Source organism: Agromyces sp. 3263 (genome assembly GCF_031456545.1).
Lineage (GTDB): Bacteria > Actinomycetota > Actinomycetes > Actinomycetales > Microbacteriaceae > Agromyces.
The window spans coordinates 782,137-798,437 of the sequence record NZ_JAVDUV010000002.1 but is presented as its reverse complement, the minus strand read 5'-3'; the positions used below and the strand labels follow the sequence as shown (position 1 = coordinate 798,437).

Annotated in this window: 20 protein-coding genes, 1 tRNA gene and 1 other RNA gene; 4 read left to right on the top strand and 18 right to left on the bottom strand. The window is 72.7% G+C overall.

The features are described 5' to 3' along the window. Positions 1 to 238: 238 nt before the first annotated feature. Positions 239 to 607: a transfer-messenger RNA gene (gene ssrA / locus J2X63_RS17040) on the top strand. 75 nt (positions 608 to 682) lie between these two features. Here the strand turns inward: ssrA and J2X63_RS17035 are convergent. The 6 genes from J2X63_RS17035 to J2X63_RS17010 are packed head-to-tail and all read right to left on the bottom strand — an operon-like array spanning position 683 to position 5,174. After that, positions 683 to 1,738, bottom strand: coding sequence for a DNA polymerase IV (locus tag J2X63_RS17035; RefSeq protein ID WP_309980181.1), 1,056 nt, complete (start codon positions 1,736 to 1,738; stop codon positions 683 to 685). Positions 1,739 to 1,787: 49 nt separating this feature from the next. After that, positions 1,788 to 2,378 (bottom strand): septum formation family protein, encoded by a 591-nt coding sequence (locus tag J2X63_RS17030; RefSeq protein ID WP_309979410.1) that lies wholly within the window; start codon positions 2,376 to 2,378, stop codon positions 1,788 to 1,790. Continuing rightward, positions 2,368 to 3,291: an LLM class F420-dependent oxidoreductase gene (locus J2X63_RS17025; RefSeq protein WP_309979408.1), complete on the bottom strand. Its 924-nt coding sequence runs from the start codon at positions 3,289 to 3,291 to the stop codon at positions 2,368 to 2,370. Before J2X63_RS17025 ends, J2X63_RS17030 begins: the two co-directional genes overlap by 11 nt. Before the next feature lie 2 nt (positions 3,292 to 3,293). Continuing rightward, positions 3,294 to 4,160, bottom strand: a complete 867-nt coding sequence (locus J2X63_RS17020) for an inositol monophosphatase family protein (protein ID WP_309979406.1) — start codon at positions 4,158 to 4,160, stop codon at positions 3,294 to 3,296. Between the two features lie 22 nt (positions 4,161 to 4,182). After that, positions 4,183 to 4,488, bottom strand: coding sequence for an AzlD domain-containing protein (locus J2X63_RS17015; RefSeq protein WP_309979405.1), 306 nt, complete (start codon positions 4,486 to 4,488; stop codon positions 4,183 to 4,185). Next, positions 4,485 to 5,174, bottom strand: a complete 690-nt coding sequence (locus J2X63_RS17010) for an AzlC family ABC transporter permease (RefSeq protein ID WP_309979403.1) — start codon at positions 5,172 to 5,174, stop codon at positions 4,485 to 4,487. Before J2X63_RS17010 ends, J2X63_RS17015 begins: the two co-directional genes overlap by 4 nt. A 112-nt stretch (positions 5,175 to 5,286) precedes the next feature. On the opposite strand from J2X63_RS17010, the gene J2X63_RS17005 reads away from it, so the two are divergent. Continuing rightward, positions 5,287 to 5,359 (top strand) — tRNA-Lys (locus J2X63_RS17005). A gap of 39 nt (positions 5,360 to 5,398) precedes the next feature. Here the strand turns inward: J2X63_RS17005 and J2X63_RS17000 are convergent. Beyond that, a complete protein-coding gene (locus tag J2X63_RS17000) occupies positions 5,399 to 5,740 on the bottom strand; it encodes a VOC family protein (RefSeq protein WP_309979401.1) in 342 nt (113 codons plus the stop codon). Positions 5,741 to 5,798: 58 nt separating this feature from the next. Between J2X63_RS17000 and J2X63_RS16995 the strand changes: the two genes are divergently transcribed. Beyond that, complete coding sequence (locus J2X63_RS16995) at positions 5,799 to 6,338, top strand: helix-turn-helix domain-containing protein (RefSeq protein ID WP_309979399.1); 540 nt, start codon at positions 5,799 to 5,801, stop codon at positions 6,336 to 6,338. Positions 6,339 to 6,359: 21 nt separating this feature from the next. Here J2X63_RS16995 and J2X63_RS16990 read toward each other — a convergent pair whose 3' ends face one another. Genes J2X63_RS16990 through J2X63_RS16975 form a run of 4 tightly spaced genes read right to left on the bottom strand, consistent with a single transcriptional unit; the run spans position 6,360 to position 9,134 of the window. Next, positions 6,360 to 6,776 carry a type II toxin-antitoxin system VapC family toxin gene (locus J2X63_RS16990; protein ID WP_309979397.1) on the bottom strand — a complete coding sequence of 139 codons (417 nt, stop codon included), beginning with the start codon at positions 6,774 to 6,776 and terminating at the stop codon, positions 6,360 to 6,362. 31 nt (positions 6,777 to 6,807) lie between these two features. Further along, entirely contained in the window at positions 6,808 to 7,734 is a 927-nt protein-coding gene (locus J2X63_RS16985) for a 5'-3' exonuclease (RefSeq protein WP_309979396.1), read from the bottom strand. Between the two features lie 12 nt (positions 7,735 to 7,746). After that, on the bottom strand, positions 7,747 to 8,313 hold the full coding sequence (locus J2X63_RS16980; RefSeq protein ID WP_309979394.1) for a GNAT family N-acetyltransferase: 567 nt from the start codon (positions 8,311 to 8,313) through the stop codon (positions 7,747 to 7,749). 35 nt (positions 8,314 to 8,348) lie between these two features. Then, positions 8,349 to 9,134: a metal-dependent hydrolase gene (locus J2X63_RS16975; RefSeq protein WP_309979392.1), complete on the bottom strand. Its 786-nt coding sequence runs from the start codon at positions 9,132 to 9,134 to the stop codon at positions 8,349 to 8,351. A 177-nt stretch (positions 9,135 to 9,311) separates the two neighbouring features. On the opposite strand from J2X63_RS16975, the gene J2X63_RS16970 reads away from it, so the two are divergent. Next, positions 9,312 to 10,919 (top strand): serine hydrolase, encoded by a 1,608-nt coding sequence (locus J2X63_RS16970; protein ID WP_309979391.1) that lies wholly within the window; start codon positions 9,312 to 9,314, stop codon positions 10,917 to 10,919. Between the two features lie 29 nt (positions 10,920 to 10,948). Here J2X63_RS16970 and J2X63_RS16965 read toward each other — a convergent pair whose 3' ends face one another. From J2X63_RS16965 to J2X63_RS16935, 7 genes are all read right to left on the bottom strand, one after another. Beyond that, positions 10,949 to 11,542: an energy-coupling factor transporter transmembrane protein EcfT gene (locus tag J2X63_RS16965; protein ID WP_309979390.1), complete on the bottom strand. Its 594-nt coding sequence runs from the start codon at positions 11,540 to 11,542 to the stop codon at positions 10,949 to 10,951. Positions 11,543 to 11,552: 10 nt separating this feature from the next. Then, entirely contained in the window at positions 11,553 to 12,233 is a 681-nt protein-coding gene (locus J2X63_RS16960; RefSeq protein ID WP_309979388.1) for an ABC transporter ATP-binding protein, read from the bottom strand. Continuing rightward, on the bottom strand, positions 12,230 to 13,408 hold the full coding sequence (locus J2X63_RS16955) for a thiolase family protein (RefSeq protein WP_309979386.1): 1,179 nt from the start codon (positions 13,406 to 13,408) through the stop codon (positions 12,230 to 12,232). Before J2X63_RS16955 ends, J2X63_RS16960 begins: the two co-directional genes overlap by 4 nt. Beyond that, positions 13,405 to 14,658 carry an AMP-binding enzyme gene (locus tag J2X63_RS16950; protein WP_309979384.1) on the bottom strand — a complete coding sequence of 418 codons (1,254 nt, stop codon included), beginning with the start codon at positions 14,656 to 14,658 and terminating at the stop codon, positions 13,405 to 13,407. The genes J2X63_RS16955 and J2X63_RS16950 overlap by 4 nt, the downstream gene beginning before the upstream one ends. Then, positions 14,655 to 15,323 (bottom strand): biotin transporter BioY, encoded by a 669-nt coding sequence (locus J2X63_RS16945; RefSeq protein ID WP_309979382.1) that lies wholly within the window; start codon positions 15,321 to 15,323, stop codon positions 14,655 to 14,657. The genes J2X63_RS16950 and J2X63_RS16945 overlap by 4 nt, the downstream gene beginning before the upstream one ends. A 158-nt stretch (positions 15,324 to 15,481) precedes the next feature. After that, the gene (locus J2X63_RS16940; RefSeq protein ID WP_309979380.1) at positions 15,482 to 15,913 is read right to left on the bottom strand and encodes a hypothetical protein; all 432 of its coding nucleotides are present in this window, start codon (positions 15,911 to 15,913) and stop codon (positions 15,482 to 15,484) included. Positions 15,914 to 16,073: 160 nt separating this feature from the next. Then, positions 16,074 to 16,262, bottom strand: coding sequence for a hypothetical protein (locus J2X63_RS16935; RefSeq protein WP_309979378.1), 189 nt, complete (start codon positions 16,260 to 16,262; stop codon positions 16,074 to 16,076). Between the last annotated feature and the right edge of the window lie 39 nt (positions 16,263 to 16,301).

Genomic DNA, 16,301 nt, shown 5'->3' with positions numbered 1-16,301 from the left:
CTCTCGGATGCGGGTGCCGGAACGACGACCTCGACGCCCGGCGGCCGCGGCAGCGCCCGGCCGACCTCAGCATACGTCTGGCGGCCGACGCCACCCGGGCGGCGGGCGCCCGGAATGTCGGAGGCGGCGCGTATGTTGTAACCTGTAAGGCCGTAGTCCTTCGGGATTGCGGTGATTGGAAACTCCACAGCGTGCGACAACGGCTCGCCGAACCGGTCCCGACCGGGCGGCGTCACATGGGGATGATCGGTTTCGACATCGTCTGCGAACCCACGAGAAGCGGGCCGAGGATGCAGGGTTATCTCGTAAACGATCTCTGCGAAACAATAACTGCCAATAAGAAGCAGTCTGACTTCGCCCTCGCTGCTTAAGCGAGTGCGCTAGTCCGTCAGCCCGGGTCTGTTCCCGCCCCGGTCGCTGGCGTCATCTAGGGAACTTGCTGCGCGTCGTCGCCTGAGCGACGTGCGGGACTTTATCGGGCTGGGCTCGTCGACCTAGGTGCCTGTGGCAAAGGTCGGGGCCGAGTAGAACGCCCTCACAGGATGCGCCCGGAGAAGGCGTGGAATCACAGCGATGGACGGGGGTTCAATTCCCCCCATCTCCACCATCGGCCGTTGTCGCACGTTGTGGAATGAAGGCCGCCCGCGGGGCGGCCTTCGTCGTCTGCGGACCCGAGCGCGCCTCACCAGCCGCTGCGGGTGGGCGTGTGGCCGTCTCGCGCATCCGCGGGCATGGCCATCTCGGCTCGGAACCCCAGCAGCCGGATGGGGCGGCCGGGCTCGATGCGGTCGGCGAGCTCGAGCGCGCCGGCGAGCACCACCTCGGGGTCCGACGTCTCAGGGATCTTCTTCCCGGTCGTCTTGGTGATGAACGGCGCATAGCGGATCTTCAGCGTGAGCCCGACCACGGGGCGACCTTCGGCCGCGACGTCCTTCAGCACGTCGGCCACGAGCTCACGCACCGCCTCGTCGACCTGCGCCGGTGCGATGAGGTCCTCCTGGAACGTCGTCTCCCGGCTGTGCCCACGCGCCACCCACGGCGTGTCGTCGACCTCACGCGCGCCCTCGCCGCGTCCGAGCAGGCCGTACCAGGGACCCATCCGCGGTCCGAACTCAGGCACGAGCACGTCTGGCCCCGCGGCGGCCAGCTCGGCGACCGTGGTGATCCCGTGCGCCGCCAGGCGCTGCGACACCTTCGAGCCGACGCCCCACAGGTCCCGGGTCGGTCGGTGGCCCATGACGTCGAGCCAGTTGGCCGCTGTCAGTCGGAAGACCCCTCGCGGCTTGCCGAACCCAGTCGCGACCTTCGCCCGCACGAGGGTGTCGCCGATCCCCACGCTGCAGTGCAGGGCGGTGCGATCGAGCACGGCGCGCTGGACCGCCCGCGCGTAGGCCTCGGGGTCGTCGGTGCGCACGCCGAGGAACGCCTCGTCCCAGCCGAGCACCTGCACGGTCGCGCCCGGTTGTTCCCGAAGCGTCGCCATGACCTCGGCGGATGCCGCGGTGTACGCGTCGGCGTCCACGGGCAGGATGATCGCGTCGGGCGCCTTGCGCGCGGCGATCCGCAGCGGCATCCCCGAGCCGACGCCGAACTCGCGTGCCTCGTACGACGCCGTCGAGACGACTGCGCGCTCGGTCGGATCCCCGCGGCCGCCCACGATGACCGGCTTGCCCGCGAGTTCGGGATGCCGCAGCACCTCGACCGCCGCGATGAACTGGTCGAGATCGACATGCAGCACCCACGGGGTCGGGCCGTCGCTCACGCCCCCAGTCTGCCTGCACCGACCGTCAGTACGCGACGCCCTCCAGCGATCCGGTCACGAGGTCGGTCGGATGCCACACCGCACAGGCCACGCGGCGGTCGCCGGCCGCCCAGTCCGACTCGCGCGGCGCGAACGAGTACCAGCCGAGCATGGAGTCCGCTGCCGGGATGCCGATGAAGTCGTCGAACCGGGCGAGGCATCCGTCATCGGCCTGCTGCTGCCCGGCCGGCCCCGGCGGATCACCGGGCGGCAGCTCGAAGCCCGCGTACACCTCGTCGTCGTGCGGCTCGGAGCACGGCACGACGGACTCGGGACCGGCGGCCGCGTCCTTGCGCGCGTCGAGGCACTCGCCGACCGCGGGGAGGTACCGAGGAGCCGCGACGGGAGCGCCTGCGGCAGCCCCCGGCGAGGCGGACTGGGATGCGGCGGCGCCGTCGGGTGGGGCTGGAGATGCGGTCGGGCGGGCCGTCGCGGCATCCGTCCACCCGGTCTGCTCGCTCGCCGGCGCGCACGCCGTGAGCACCAGCGCGAGCGCCGCGCACGTCGCTGCAGCACCACCTAGGGCGCCCCGGCGGTTGCGGGTGGGTCGAGCGGGGCGCCGACGGTCACCTGACATGTGGCAGGACCTCGGCGGCGACGAGCTCGAGGTGGTCGAGGTCGCGCAGGTCGACGAGCTGCAGGTACACGCGGTCGGCGCCGAGCTCGCGCAGCCGCAGGATCTTCTCCACGGCGGCATCGGGGGTTCCTGCGATGTTGACCTCGGCGAACGTGTCGGGGTCCGCGTCGATCGCCGCGAGCCGGCGCAGGTAGTCCGCATCGTTCGTCGCGACGATCGTGGGCAGTGCCACCGAGGTGCGCAGGCTCTCCGAGTCGCGTCCGACCTGCTCGCACGCGCGGCGGACGCCGTCGAACGTCTCGGCGATCACGTCCTCGGAGCGGAACCCGATGTTGAACTCCGTGGCGAAGCGGGCGGCGAGCGCCGGCGTGCGCTTCGGGCCCGCTCCGCCGACGATGACCGGCACCGGCGATTGCACCGGCTTCGGCAGCGCGGGCGCCCCTTCGAGCCGGTAGTGCTCGCCGGCGAACTCGAAGGTCTCGCCGACCGGCGTGGACCAGAGCCCGGTGACGATCTCGAGCTGCTCCTCGAACAGGCCGAAGCGCTTCGCCGGGAACGGGATGCCGTACGCCTCGTGCTCCTCGGCGAACCATCCGGTGCCGAGTCCGAGCTCGACGCGGCCGCCTGACATGGCGTCGACCTGGGCGACCTGGATCGCGAGCAGCGACGGGTGCCGGAACGTCGCCGAGGAGACGAGCGTGCCCAGCCGGATGTGGCGGGTGTCGCGTGCGAGGCCCGCAAGGGTGGTCCAGGCATCCGTCGGACCCGGCAGCGGATCGCCGGCGCCCATGCGGAGGAAGTGGTCGGAGCGGAACCAGCCGTCGAAGCCCAGTCGCTCGGCCGCGCTCGCCTGCGCCAGCTGGTCGTCGTAGCTCGCGCCCTGCTGGGGCTCGGTGAAGATGCAGATCTCCATCGTCAGGCCCCCGCTCCGTCGGCGGGCGAAGCGGGCCAGGCCAGGGCAGCGAGCACGGCCTCGTGCAACCGCCCGTTCGTCGCAAGGGAGCTGCCGTGCCATGGGCCTGGTTCGCCGTCGATCGAGGTGAAGCGGCCGCCGGCCTCCTCGATGATCGGCACCAGCGCGGCGAGGTCGTAGGGCTTCACGTCGAACTCCCCGGTGATGTCGATGAGCCCCTCCGCGAGGAGCATGTACGACCACAGGTCGCCGTACGCGCGGTCACGCCACACCCGCTCCGACAGCGCGAGCAGCCGGTCGAGGTATCCGGCGTCGCGCCACTGGGCGAGGCTCTGGAAGCTGAGCGAGGCATCCGACAGATGCTCGACGCCCGAGACGCGCAGGCGCCGAGCACCGGGCACGCGAGCGGATGACGCATCCGCCGCCCCATCGCTCACGCCGAGTTCAGCGGCCGACCCGCTCGTCCACGCGCCGAGCCCGCGCGCCGCCCACCAGCGCCGGCCCATGGCGGGGGAGGACGCCACCCCGACCACGGGCACGCCGTCGACGGCGAGCGCGATGAGCGTGCCCCACACGGGCACGCCGCGCAGGAAGTTCGCGGTGCCGTCGATGGGGTCGATGATCCACTGCCTCGTCGAATCGCCCTCGGTGCCGAACTCCTCGCCGAGGATGCCGTCGCCCGGCCGCGCATCGGCGAGCCGGTCGCGGATCGCGCGCTCGACCGCCAGGTCAGCCTCGGTGACCGGCGTGCGATCGGGCTTCGTCTGCACGTCGAGGTCGACGGCACGGAAGCGCGCGAGCGACACGGCGTCGGCGAGATCGGCGAGTGCGAGGGCGAGATCGAGGTCTTCGGCGAGGTCTGCGGTCACCCGATCAAGGCTATCGGGCCGCTCAGATGAGTCGTACGAGGATCGTCACCGCGATCGCGACCGCGACACAGGTGAGTTGCGGCATCCGCAGCCACCACGCGATGCCCGCGGCGGCGAGCCCCGGAACCATCGTGGCGTCGGCCGACGACCATCGCTCGCCGAGGAGGTTCACCGCGATCAGCCCGGCCAGCAGCGCTGCGGGCAGCGCGTCGACGACCGACTGGATGCGCGGCGGGAAGGTGCGGTCGCCGAGCACCGCCGGACCGATCCCCTTGTAGACCACGTTGATCACCGCCAGGGCGATCACGGCGAGCACGAGGGCCGTCACGGGTCGACGGCCTTCGTGGTGCGAGCTGCGGCCAGGAGCGCCGCGAGCGCGCACGCGAGCAGCGCGACCCCCGCGGGCACCACCAGCGCGGCCACCGCGCCGATGACGCCCGCGACCAGGGCGATGGGGATCATGCGGGGCCGGTCTCGCAGGGCGTCGAGCAGCAGGACGAGGAAGAAGGCGGGGAAGATGACGTCGAGGCCGAGATCGTGCATGAACTCGGTCGACGGCGCGAAGAGGGCGCCGATCGCGGTGCCGGCGATCCACGCCGGCCACTGCACCAGCGTCGCCCCGAACAGCGTGCCGCGGTCGAGGGTGCCGTCGCCGTTCTGCGCCGCGACCCACGACCCGTCGACGACCGCCTGCCCTTCGAGCGCGCGCTGGACGGGACCGCCGTGCAACGAGCGTGCCGACGCAGCACCCATGGGGATGAACCGCGCGTTGATGAGCGCCGCAGCACCCACACCCGCCGCGAGGCCCCCGCCGGAGGCGGCGGTGACCAGCGCGAACTGCGCGGAACCAGAGAACGTGACGGCCGACATCACGATGGCCAGCCAAGCCGGCCAGCCGTTCGTGACGGCGAAGGCGCCGAAGCTCACGGCGAGCGCGAAGGCCCCGATCGCCAGCCCGATGCCGATGCGCACACCGGCGCGCCAGCCGGTCGGGGGCGTCCTCTCGGCAGTCATGCAGTCGACCCTAGAACCTGCCTCCGACGCGCGGATCGCTCGATTGGCGAAACGGGTCGTTCTCCTGATAACGTGGTCCCTCGGTTCGGGTTGTACGAAATTCCCGGATCACGCACCTCTAGCTCAATCGGCAGAGCAACTGACTCTTAATCAGTGGGTTCAGGGTTCAAGTCCCTGGGGGTGCACGGATCGCCCCGAACCTCTCGCCAGGTTCGGGGCTTTCTTCATGCTCCGGATGCCGCGTCCGCCTGGTCGAACACGTGGAACGCGTTGCCGCCCGGCCCCTCGAGCTCGATGACGTGGCCGTCGGGAATCTCGAACGGCACGCCGCGGCGCGGTACCGACGGGTGGGCCGCGAGGTAGGCCTCGAGATCATCGACCTCGTACATCGGGCCGGCCGAGCCCGGATCGGTGGACACCATGACCTGCACGGGCGAGTCGGGCACGGCGAAGGCAACCGTGTCGTCGCCCTCGCGCCAGGCCTCGGACCACCCGAGTTCGTCGCGGTAGAAGTCGATCGCCGAGGGCAGGTCGACGACGGGCACGTAGAGGAAGCGCAACTGCATCGGACACTCCAGACCGTAATCACGTTATGTCGAAACCGAGGCCGACTATACTCGCGTCGTGCGCAGTTGGGTACCCGTTCCGGGGTCGACGAAGGCGCTCCTCGTGCAGGAGGCCCTCACGGCGTTCGGCGCGCGCGGATACGACGCGGTCGGCGTGACCGAGCTCGCGGCATCCGCCGGCGTCACGATCGGATCGCTCTACCACCACTTCGGCAGCAAAGCCGGGCTCTACGACGTCGTGCGCACCGACGTCGAGCGACGCGTCGTCGATCGTATGGAGGGCGCGGCCGCCGTGCGGGGCACGGCCGGGCCCGCCGGGATCGCAACCGTGCTGCTGGTGGGCTATGACTACCTCGTGGCGTCAGGGTTCGCTCGCCTCCTCGCGGAGGCGAGGCCTCCCGAGGCGGGCGACAGCGACCCGATCGCCGACTTCTTCGCCGACACCGCCGACCTCCGCCCCGTGCCACTCGGGTCGCTGGTGCTGGCGGCATGGCGGAAGGCGCTCGACGAGGCATCCGCTCGCATCGCCGGTGGGGAAGACGCGGCGCCGGTGCGCGCCGCCCTCATCGCCCTGCTGGGCGGCGCGACACCCGCTTGAGCCGCGTCGGGCTGACCCCCGTCAGCCCGACGCGCGCCCGATCGTGAGGAGTTCGTCGATCGACGCGATGGTCACGAGCCGCTCAGCCTGGCGGGCGAGCACCTCGTCGAGCGTGATGAGCGCATCGCCCTGCAGGATCGTCAGCGCGACGTACTCCGCGTCGTAGGTCGAGGCCCAGCCGAGCTCATCGGCGACCTTCCAGGCACGACGCCGCAGCACCGCGTCGCCCAGCAGCCTGATCGGGATCTCGGCGATGCGCGCGAGCCGGGCGTTCGCCTCGGCTTCCTGCAGCTCGCCTCGATGCACCGCCTCGTGCAGGGCGTTCAGCACCTGCGAACGCAGCAGCGTGGGCGCCAGGAGCTCGTGGTCGCCGGGTCCCTCGAACTCGTCGGCGACGAGATGGAGCACCGCACTCGCATCGACGATGAACCGCGCCATGACTGCCTCCTCGTGTCGGAGGTGCCCCAAGCTACTCCGTGCCGAGCGCCTGGAGAACCCGTTGCACCGAGCCGCCCAGGTTCCACTCCTCGCCGAGACGTCGCACTTCGGCAGCCTCGATGGCGTCGAGCGGATGCAGCCGCGCGTCGAACGCCTCGAACTCGAGGTTGCGCACGACCTCGACCACGGTGGGCGCGACGTCGAGGTAGTCGGCGGCACCCGTGATGCGTGTGCGCATCGTCGCCGACAACGGCACGGCTGGGTCGCCCGCGGCGGCCACGATCGAGTCGAGGTCGCCGAACTGCTGCAGCAGGCTCGCCGCGGTCTTCTCGCCGATGCCCGCGACACCCGGGAGGCCATCGGACGCGTCGCCGCGCAGCACCGCGAAGTCGGCGTACTGGCTCGGGAGCACCCCGTACTTGCCGACGACGGTCACGTCGGTCAGGACCTCGAGCTTGCTCATGCCCCGCGCCGTGTAGATCACTCGAACGTCGCGGGCATCGTCGACGAGCTGGAACAGGTCGCGATCGCCGGTGACCACGTCGACGGGCATGTCGGCCTGCGTCGCGAGGCTGCCGATGACGTCGTCGGCCTCGTGCCGCGGGGCGCCGATGACGGTGAGGTCGAGGGCGGCGAGGATCTCGCGGATCATCGGGATCTGCGCCTCGAGGGGGTCGGGCGTCTCTTCCACGTCGGGACCCGCGGGCACGATCTCGGCGACCCGGTGGGCCTTGTAGCTCGGGATGAGCTCCACGCGCCAGTGCGGGCGCCAGTCGTCGTCCCAGCAGGCGACGAGGTGCGTCGGCTCGAACTCGGTCACGAGCCTCGCGATGATGTCGAGCAGGCCGCGCACCGCGTTGACGGGCGTGCCATCGGCGCGCTTCAGCGAGTCGGGAACGCCGTAGAACGCGCGGAAGTACAGCGAAGCGGTGTCGAGGAGCATCAGTCGGTCGGCCACAGGGCGATCCTGTCACGGACCGCCGACGGCGAGCGACTTCTGCGACACCACGAGCACGCATGGCGTGGCGAGCAGGGGCTCGAGCTCGGGATAGAGCTCGCGGAGGGGCCCGCGTCGCACCTCGCGGTACCCGATGCGCGCGTACCAGTCCGCCAGGAACCGCTTCGAGGGATGCTGCCACGACGTCGGCACCAGGAGTTCGAGCTGCAGCACGCCGAATCCCCGTGCCTCCGCCCAGCGCTCGGCGAACGAGACCAGGGCGCGACCGATGCCGATGCCCCGATGCGCAGGGTCGGCGGCCAGCATCCCGAACTCGGCCGTGCCGGCGTCGAGGGCGTGCACCCGCACGACGCCGACCACCTCGCCGGCGATGCGGGCGGTGGCGAGTTCCTGCTGCCCGATGAGCTCCGCGATCTCGCGGGCGTCGGTGCGTCGCGCGCCGTCGACCCAGAGCCCGGCCTCGGCGATGACGTACACGCCGTTGATGAGGTCGGCCAACGCCGTGACGAGGGCGGCGTCGTCGGCGGATGCCGCGGGCTCGACATCGATCTCGATGGCGGCATTCGATGCGGAGGTCATCGCATCATTGTGCCGCTGAGGAACCGATCACTCGCTCAGGAACCGACCGCGACATCGACGCCGACCAGCCGCAGTCCCTCATAGGCGAAGCCGGCGACGCAGTAGAGCGCGAGCACCGTGCCCAGCATGGCCTCGCGCAGGGATCCGGTGTCGCCGAGGAGCGGCAGCGCGACGCGGCCGCTCGGCAGCCACATGCGGTTCAGCACCGGCACGGGCCGGAGCCGCTCGGGCGGCCGCGGCACCCATGGCCAGAGCAGGCCGGGGATGCCGCCGGTGGTGAGGAAGTCGCCGGCGAGGTGCGCGGCGAACCCGATCGTGACCGCGAGGGGGAACCACGCGACCTGCTCGGGGGCGACCACGACGATGAACATGCCGAGCAGGGCGCCGAGCAGCCACGCCGCCGCCCAGCTGCGCACGTAGTCCCTGGCCTTGATGCCGAAGCAGGTGAGCACCGCGGTCCCGATGCCGGCGCCGATCGCGATGGAGTCACGGTCGTCGGTGGCGAAGGTGAGGAGGGTGAGCGCCCAGGCCGCGGCGGCCACGACGAGCACGGCGATGGCGGAATGGGCGCCACGGCGGTGCCCGCCCGAGAGCGTCTCGACCGTGCCGGTCACGAGGCGACCGAGGATCGGCACCGAGTGCGAGATGGTGGCGCTGTGGTGGTCGGCGTCGGGGAGGAGCGCCGCGCCGGCGGCCACGGCGGCGCCGGCGAGCACGCCCACGGGGTCGAGGGGATAGACCCCGAGCCCGATCAGCGGCATCGTTCCGGTGATCGCGACCCATGCCGCGGCGCCGCTCGTGGCGTGCGTGATGCCCATCATGACGTGCTGCGTGCTCCTGGTCGGCCCTTCGATGGCCGATCGGCCGTCGACCATTCTGCACGCTGCCGGCGACATCCAGCGGAGGCGCGTGGTGCCCGAATTGGGGCGCGCGCCCAGCGGAGTCGCGGGTCTAGGCTGGCGCCGTCGCGCTGCATCGGCGCTGGGGCGGAGGATCGAATGCGACGCAGGGGAACGATGGCGTTCGGGGCGCTCGTCGCGACGGCGGCGGTGCTGCTCAGCGGGTGCACCATGGGTGCCGCCGCCCCATCGGCGACGCCGCTCTCGACCGATCGGCCGGGCTACGGAAACCCGCCGGCCGACGCGCTCGCCGAGGTGACCGACGAACGGGTGAAGGCCGCGATCGACGCGATCCCCGGCCGCATCGACGAGCTGTTGGAGACGTCGGGCGTTCCGGGGCTCGCGATCGCGGTCGTGTACGACGGCGAGACGGCCTACGCCGACGGATTCGGCGTGCGCAACCTCGACACGGAGGAGCCCGTCGACACCGACACCGTGTTCCAGATCGCCTCCATGTCGAAGTCGGTGGGTGCCACGGTGGTCGCGCACGAGGTGGCGGAGGGGGTCGTCTCGTGGGACACGCCGGTCGTCGAGCACCTGCCCGAGTTCGCGCTCGCCGATCCATGGGTCACCGAGCACGTCACGATCGGCGACCTCTACGCCCACCGTTCCGGGCTCTACAAGCACGCGGGCGACGAGCTCGAGGACCTCGGGTACGACCGGGCCGAGGTGCTCCAGCGCCTGCGCTACACCCCGTTGTCGCCGTTCCGTTCGACCTACGCCTACGGGAACTACGACATCACCGCCGCGGCCCAGTCCGTCGCGAACGCGGCGGGCGCCGACTGGGCCGACCTCTCCGAGCAGGTGCTCTACGAGCCGCTCGGCATGTCGGCGACGAGCTCGCGGTTCGACGACTTCATGGCGAGCAAGGATCGCGCGGACGGCCACATCCTCGACGGCGACGAGTGGATCGTGACCCCGAGCCAGCGCCAGCCCGACGCGCAGTCGCCCGCGGGCGGCGTGAGCTCGAGCATCTCGGACATGGCGACGTGGCTGTCGATGGTGCTCGCCGCATCGGGTCCGGATGCCGCGGCGAACGAGGTGCTGACGCCCGAGGCGCTCCTGCCGGCCATCACGGCGCAGTCGGTCGCGGGACCGGCGCAACTCGGCTACCAGCGCTCGGGCTTCTACGGGCACGGCTTCAACGTCGGCACGACCGCGGGAGGCCTCGCCTCGGTGAGCCACTCGGGTGCCTTCGCGCTCGGCACGGGCACCACGTTCAGCAGCCTCCCCGAGGCCGGCCTCGGGGTGGTGGTGCTCACGAACGGCTCGGCGAACGGCCTGGCGGAGTCGGTCGCGGCCGACTTCATGGATCTGGCCCAGTTCGGCGAGATCCGCCAGGACTGGTGGCAGCTCTACTCGGGGCAGCTCGGGCCGCTCGGCGACCCGGTGGGCGAGCTCGTCGGCCAGTCGCCGCCGGCGGATGCCGCGCCGGCCCGCCCGCTCGCCGACTACGCCGGCGACTACGCCAACGAGTACTTCGGCACCGCCCGCGTCTCCGTCGTCGGCGACTCGCTCGAGCTGACGGTCGGCCCCGGCACCGTGGTGTGGCCGCTCGAGCACTGGGACGGGGATGTCTTCGTGTTCGAGCCGTTCAGCGAGAACGCGCCGCTCGGCAGCGTGTCGCAGGCGACGTTCGACGGCGGGAACCTCGTGATCGAGCTGCTCGACGAGCACCAGCTGGGCACGTTCACACGCGCCGGGTGAGCACGCGCGCCAGTGGGATGTCGCCGGCGTCAGTCGTCGAAGCCCCGCGCCACGAGCGCCTCGCCGAGGTGCTCGGCGGTGCGCAGCGAGCGCACGATGACGGGCACGGCGAGCGCCAGCACGGAGCCCTCCGCACCGCGCGCCTTGCGGGCGTCGAGCACTTCCCGCACGAGCTCGGCGAGCAGCGGCACGCAGCGGATGGCGAGGGCGAGTGCCAGCCCGACGCGGTCGGCGTCGATCCAGCGCCGGAACGGTCGCAGCAGGGCCTGCATGGCGTCGAGCGTCGCCGTCACGGGTGTCGTGAGCGTGTAGAGAGCAGCGAGCGCCACAGCGAGCACGAGGCGGGTGCCCATCACCGCGGCGGCCTCCCAGCCGTTGAAGACGACCTGCAGCGGCACCGTGAACGCGAGCACCCAGAGGATGGGCACCACCTGTCGCCAGGCGAGCGCGAACGGCACCCGGGCTGCGGCGAAGAGCACCACGACGAGCACGGATGCCGCGCCCAGCCACCACGGCGACGCCGTCAGCGCGATCGCGGTGACCAGCACGGCGAGCACTCCGAGCTTCACGAGGGCGGGGCACCGGTGCACGAACGAGGTGCCCGGATGGAAGACGCCGATCATCGCGTTCCCGTCATCCGATGAGGGCCCGGTAGGCGTCGAGCGCCGCGCGCGGCACATCGTCGGCGACGACCCGCCCGGCCTCCATGACCACGACGCGGTCGAACGACTCGAGCAGCTCGAGCTGGTGGCTCACCACGATGAGCTGCTGGTCGAGCGTCTCGAAGTGCTCGGCGATGCGCCGGGCGTTGCGGGCGTCCAGAAGCGTCGTCGGCTCGTCCGCCACGACGACGGCGGGCTCGGCGACGAGGACCGACGCGATGGCGAGCAGCTGCTTCTGCCCGCCCGAGAGCCGGTGCGCCGGGCGGTCGGCGAGGTCGGTGAGCCCGGCGCGCTCGAGGGCCGCATCGACGCGCGCCGCGGCATCCGCCGGCTCGAGCCGGTGGCGGCGCAGCGTGAACGCGACGTCCTCGCGCACGGTGGGCATCACGATCTGGTTGTCGGCGTTCGTGAACACGAAGCCGACCCGGCGCCGCACCTCGCGGCCCTGCCGGCGCACGTCGAGCCCGTCGACGACGACCCGGCCTTTCGACGGCGTCACGAGCCCGTTGATCATGCGCGCCAGCGTCGACTTGCCCGAGCCGTTGGCCCCGACGATGCCGATCCGGCGCTCGCGCAGCACGAGCGACACGTCGTCGACGACGCGCTCGGCGCCGAAGTCGTGGCTCACCCGCTCGAAGAGGATCTCGCTCATGCGACCCGCTCCACGATCATCGCGATGCCCTGCCCGCCGCCGATCGAGCAGGCGGCGAGGCCGGGACGCGCGTCGTCGGCGGCGGCCATCCGCGCGGCGAGCCGCACGAGCAGTACGGCACCGGATGCCCCCCACGGATGGCCCATGGCGATCGCACCGCCGTCGGCCGAGACGAGCTCCTCGTCGAGGCCGAGGTCGTCACTCACGGCGAGCACCTGGGCGGCGAACGCCTCGGTGATCTCCACGAACCCGAGGTCGCCGATGGTCACGCCCGCGCGCTCGAGGGCGGCCCGTGCTGCGGGCGCCGCGCCGAGCCCGGGAAGAGCGGGGTCGCCTGCGGCGACGGCGGCAGCACGCACGCGGAGCGCGGGGAGGCCGAGCTCGCGTGCGACGCGCTCGGTGGTGACCGCCATGGCGGCCGCGCCGTCGGAGAAGCCGCACGAGTTGCCGGCCGTGACCGTGCCCCGAGCGGATGCGTCGTGGCGCGGCGTCGCGGACGTGGCATCCGTCGCCTCGTGGCCGGCGAACGCCGGCGCGAACCGGGCGAGACGTGCCAGGTCCATCCCCGCGCGCGGACGGTCGTCGCGCGACACCCCGCCGACGGCGACGAGCTCGGCGTCGAACACGCCGGCGAGCTGTGCGGCGGCGGCGCGGGCGTGCGAGCGGGCGGCCCAGGCGTCCTGCCGCGCCCTCGAGATGCCGAGCACGGCGGCGAGCCGGTCGGCGGCCGGCCCCATGTCGGGGTCGGGGAATCCGGCGGGTGCGAAGGGCGCCCGGCTGTAGCGTTCGCCCGTCCCGGGCCATGCCCGGTGCGGGGCGGTGGACGCCGACTCCGCCCCGCCCGCGAGCAGGAGCCGCGCGTCCCCGGCTCGCACCCGGGAGGCCGCCTGCATCACGGCGTCGAGGCCCGACCCGCACTGCCGGTCGACCGTGACGCCGGGCACGCGATCGCCGAGGCCGGCTCGCAGCGCCGCGACCCGGGCGACGTCGCCGCCCGGACCCATGCAGTTGCCGAGCACCACGTCGTCGATCTCGATCCCGGCGGGCGCCAGGGCAGCGGCCACCTCGGCGAGCACTGGAGCGGCGAGCGCATCCACGCTGTGGCCGGCGAACCCGCGGCCGGCCGTGGCGATCGGCGTCCGCCGGGCGGCGACGAGTACCGGCGCCGCGGTCATGAGCTGCTCCCGGTCGATGGCGCGGGGATCGTGGACGAGGCTGCCACGAGCTCGCCCGACGCGAGCTCGTCGCGCAGGGCGCCGCGCGCGACCTTGCCCGAGGCGGTGCGCGGCACGTCGCGCACGACCCACCGGCGTGGCAGCTCCACGGGGGAGAGCGTCCGGCGCGCCCCGGCGACCACGTCGTCGAGGCGGACGCCGACCTCGAGCTCCACGACGGCGACGAGTCGCTGGCCGAGGAGCTCGTGCGGCTCGCCGAGCACGGCCGCCCCGGCCACGCCCGGCAGCGCCTCGAGTCGCGCCTCGACGTCCTCGGCGAGCACCGTGGCGCCCGCGGTCGTGATCGCCGCGTCGCCGCGTCCGAGCACGCGCAGCGCGCCCGAGCCGGCGCGTTCGGCCAGGTCGCCCACCGTCGCGAAACCGCGCTCATCGCGTCGCAGCATCCCGCCGCCGATGACGCCGAGCGCGAGGTACGCCGATCTGGCCCACACCTCGTCGCCCGCCGCGGCCGGCCGCAGCTCCACCTCGACCCCGGGGAACGCGTCGAGGCCCGCAGGGCCGGCGCCAGCGCGGTGCACACGGGCGAGCACGAACGACAGCTCGGCCGCGCCGTAGTACTCGTTGAGCCGGATGCCGCGAGCCGCCGCCCTGGCGCGGAGCGCGTCGCTCATGGCCGCCCCGGCGACGATCGCCGCGGGGGGAACGGCGACGTCGTCGAGCAGCCGGGCGAGCCGGGTCGGGGTCGCGTGCACCACGGTCGCACCGACGAGGTCGTCGGTGGCCGACGCGCCGAGCCAGAGCGCGTGCAGCACGGCGTAGAGGTGCATCGACACGTGGAGGGGACCGGTCACCGCGACGCGATCCCCGGCGCCGAGGCCGGCGAGCTCGGCGAGCGGGCCGGCCGAGGCGAGCCACGACGCGTTCGTGCGGGCGACGACCCGCGGCATCCCGGCCGCGCGCGACGACCCCGAGGTGAGCAGCGAGAGCTCGGTGCCGGCCGGCAGCTCGCCCGTGATCCGATCGGCGTCGCGCTGCGAGCCGCCGACGAGCACCGGCCGGCCCCGGTCGAGGGCGGCGAGCACGGTGCTGACCACGTCGACGGGCGGGGTGCCGACGGGGCATCCGACCGCACCAGGGCCGGGTGGAAGCCGCACCCCGTCGACGAGTGCGGCGAGCTCGCCGTACCGCACGAGGTCACGGCCGAAGGCGAGCGCCACGTCGCCGGGCGCCCCGCGGAGCCAGCCGGTCATGCGCCGGTGGCGACCGCCGCGGTGCGCTGCCACGGCCACGGCTGCGGCGCGATGAGGCCGGGCCAGGCGCGGTGCACGCCCTTCGCGACGAGCACCGTCACGACGACCTTCACCAGGTCGCCGGGGAGGAACACCAGGGAGCCGAGGAACGCGACGTCGATCGGGGTGCCCGTGATCGCCGCGAACACCGGCACGCCCACGAGGTAGACGGCCACGATGCCGCCGAGCGCCGTCGCGGCCAGCGCGGGCAGCACGCGATACCGGGGGAGGAGGCGCGCCGTGCACCAGCCGATGACGACGACGCCCAGGAGCCAACCGATGAGGTAGCCCACCGAGGGGCCGACGAACACGCCGAGTCCGCCGCGGCCGCCCGAGAGCAGGGGCAGGCCCGCCGCGACGAGCGCCAGCAGGAGCAGCACCGACAGGAACCCCTTGCGCGCGCCGAGGATCGCGCCCGCGAGCATGACGCCGAGCGTCTGGAACGTGATGGGCACCGCCGTGCCGCCCACGTACAGCGCGCCCGGCAGCCCGAGGGCGGCGATGAGCGCGGCGAAGACGGCGATCTGAGCCAGGTCGGTCGCGGTGGTGCGACGGCGACGATCGGGGGCGACGGATGCCGCGGGGTCGGCGGCTGCGTCGTGCGAGGTGTGCTGGGCGGCGCTCATCGGGTCTCCCTCTCGTGGCGGATGCGGGCATCGTGCCCGGATCTCACGCTACGAAAACGGGGGAGCGCCCCGTCGCCCTGGGCGTACAAGAATCGCCGTGCGTTTTTGGAACGCCGGCGTCGTCCCGCCCGACGGAGCACGTCGGTGGCGGAGACGCCTCAGGCGGCGCGGGCCTCGATCGTGGCGGCGGCGCCGATGGTCGGGAGCGATACGGCATCCGACTCGGACTCGGCGACGACCACGGGCTCGGCCCAGACGACGAGGGGAGCGGGCTCCCAGCTCAGGGCGAGCGGCTCGTCCTCGGCCGGCACGACGACGGCGACCGACTCGCGCTCGTCGAGCAGGGTGCGAGTGAGTTCGGCGGCGATCTGGTGGGTCAGCATGGCGTGGAAGATGCGGTCGGTGTCGGCGTCGGTGCGACGCACGAGCGACCAGGCCCCGTTGGGACCGATGAACTCCGAAAGCCGGGCGTTCAACAGTTCGAAGAGGTGCTCGCCCCGAAGGTCGGCCGCGGTCGCGCGCGGCTTGGGGGCGGCGGCGTGGGCGGCGGCCTGTGCGGCAAGCCTCGCTCTGCGCCAGCGGCGGAACATCGGTGGCCCCTCTCGGTGGGAACGGTCCGCACGGTTCAGGCCGGGCGGCGGGTCGTGATTTCAGTCTCTGCCCGTGCGCCGCGGATCGCGGTTGACACGCCGCAGTCGCCGGTTTGCGAGACCGGTCGAGAGGGGGATCGGGTGAGCTCCGTCGACGATGCTACTCGGTCAGCTCGGCGCGCTTCGACTCGTCGGCGACGGTGCCGATCGCGATGGCGAGGCTGGCCGCCCAGGAGATCCACATGAGGAGGAGGCGCCAGTCCCGCGGGCCCGACGCGGTGGCCTTCACCACGCCGATCGCGCCGAAGATCGAGCTGATCACTGCTCCGCTGAAGAGGTACTTGCGCATGCCGCAACGCTATCGGATCGGCATCCGCCCGCCGAGGGG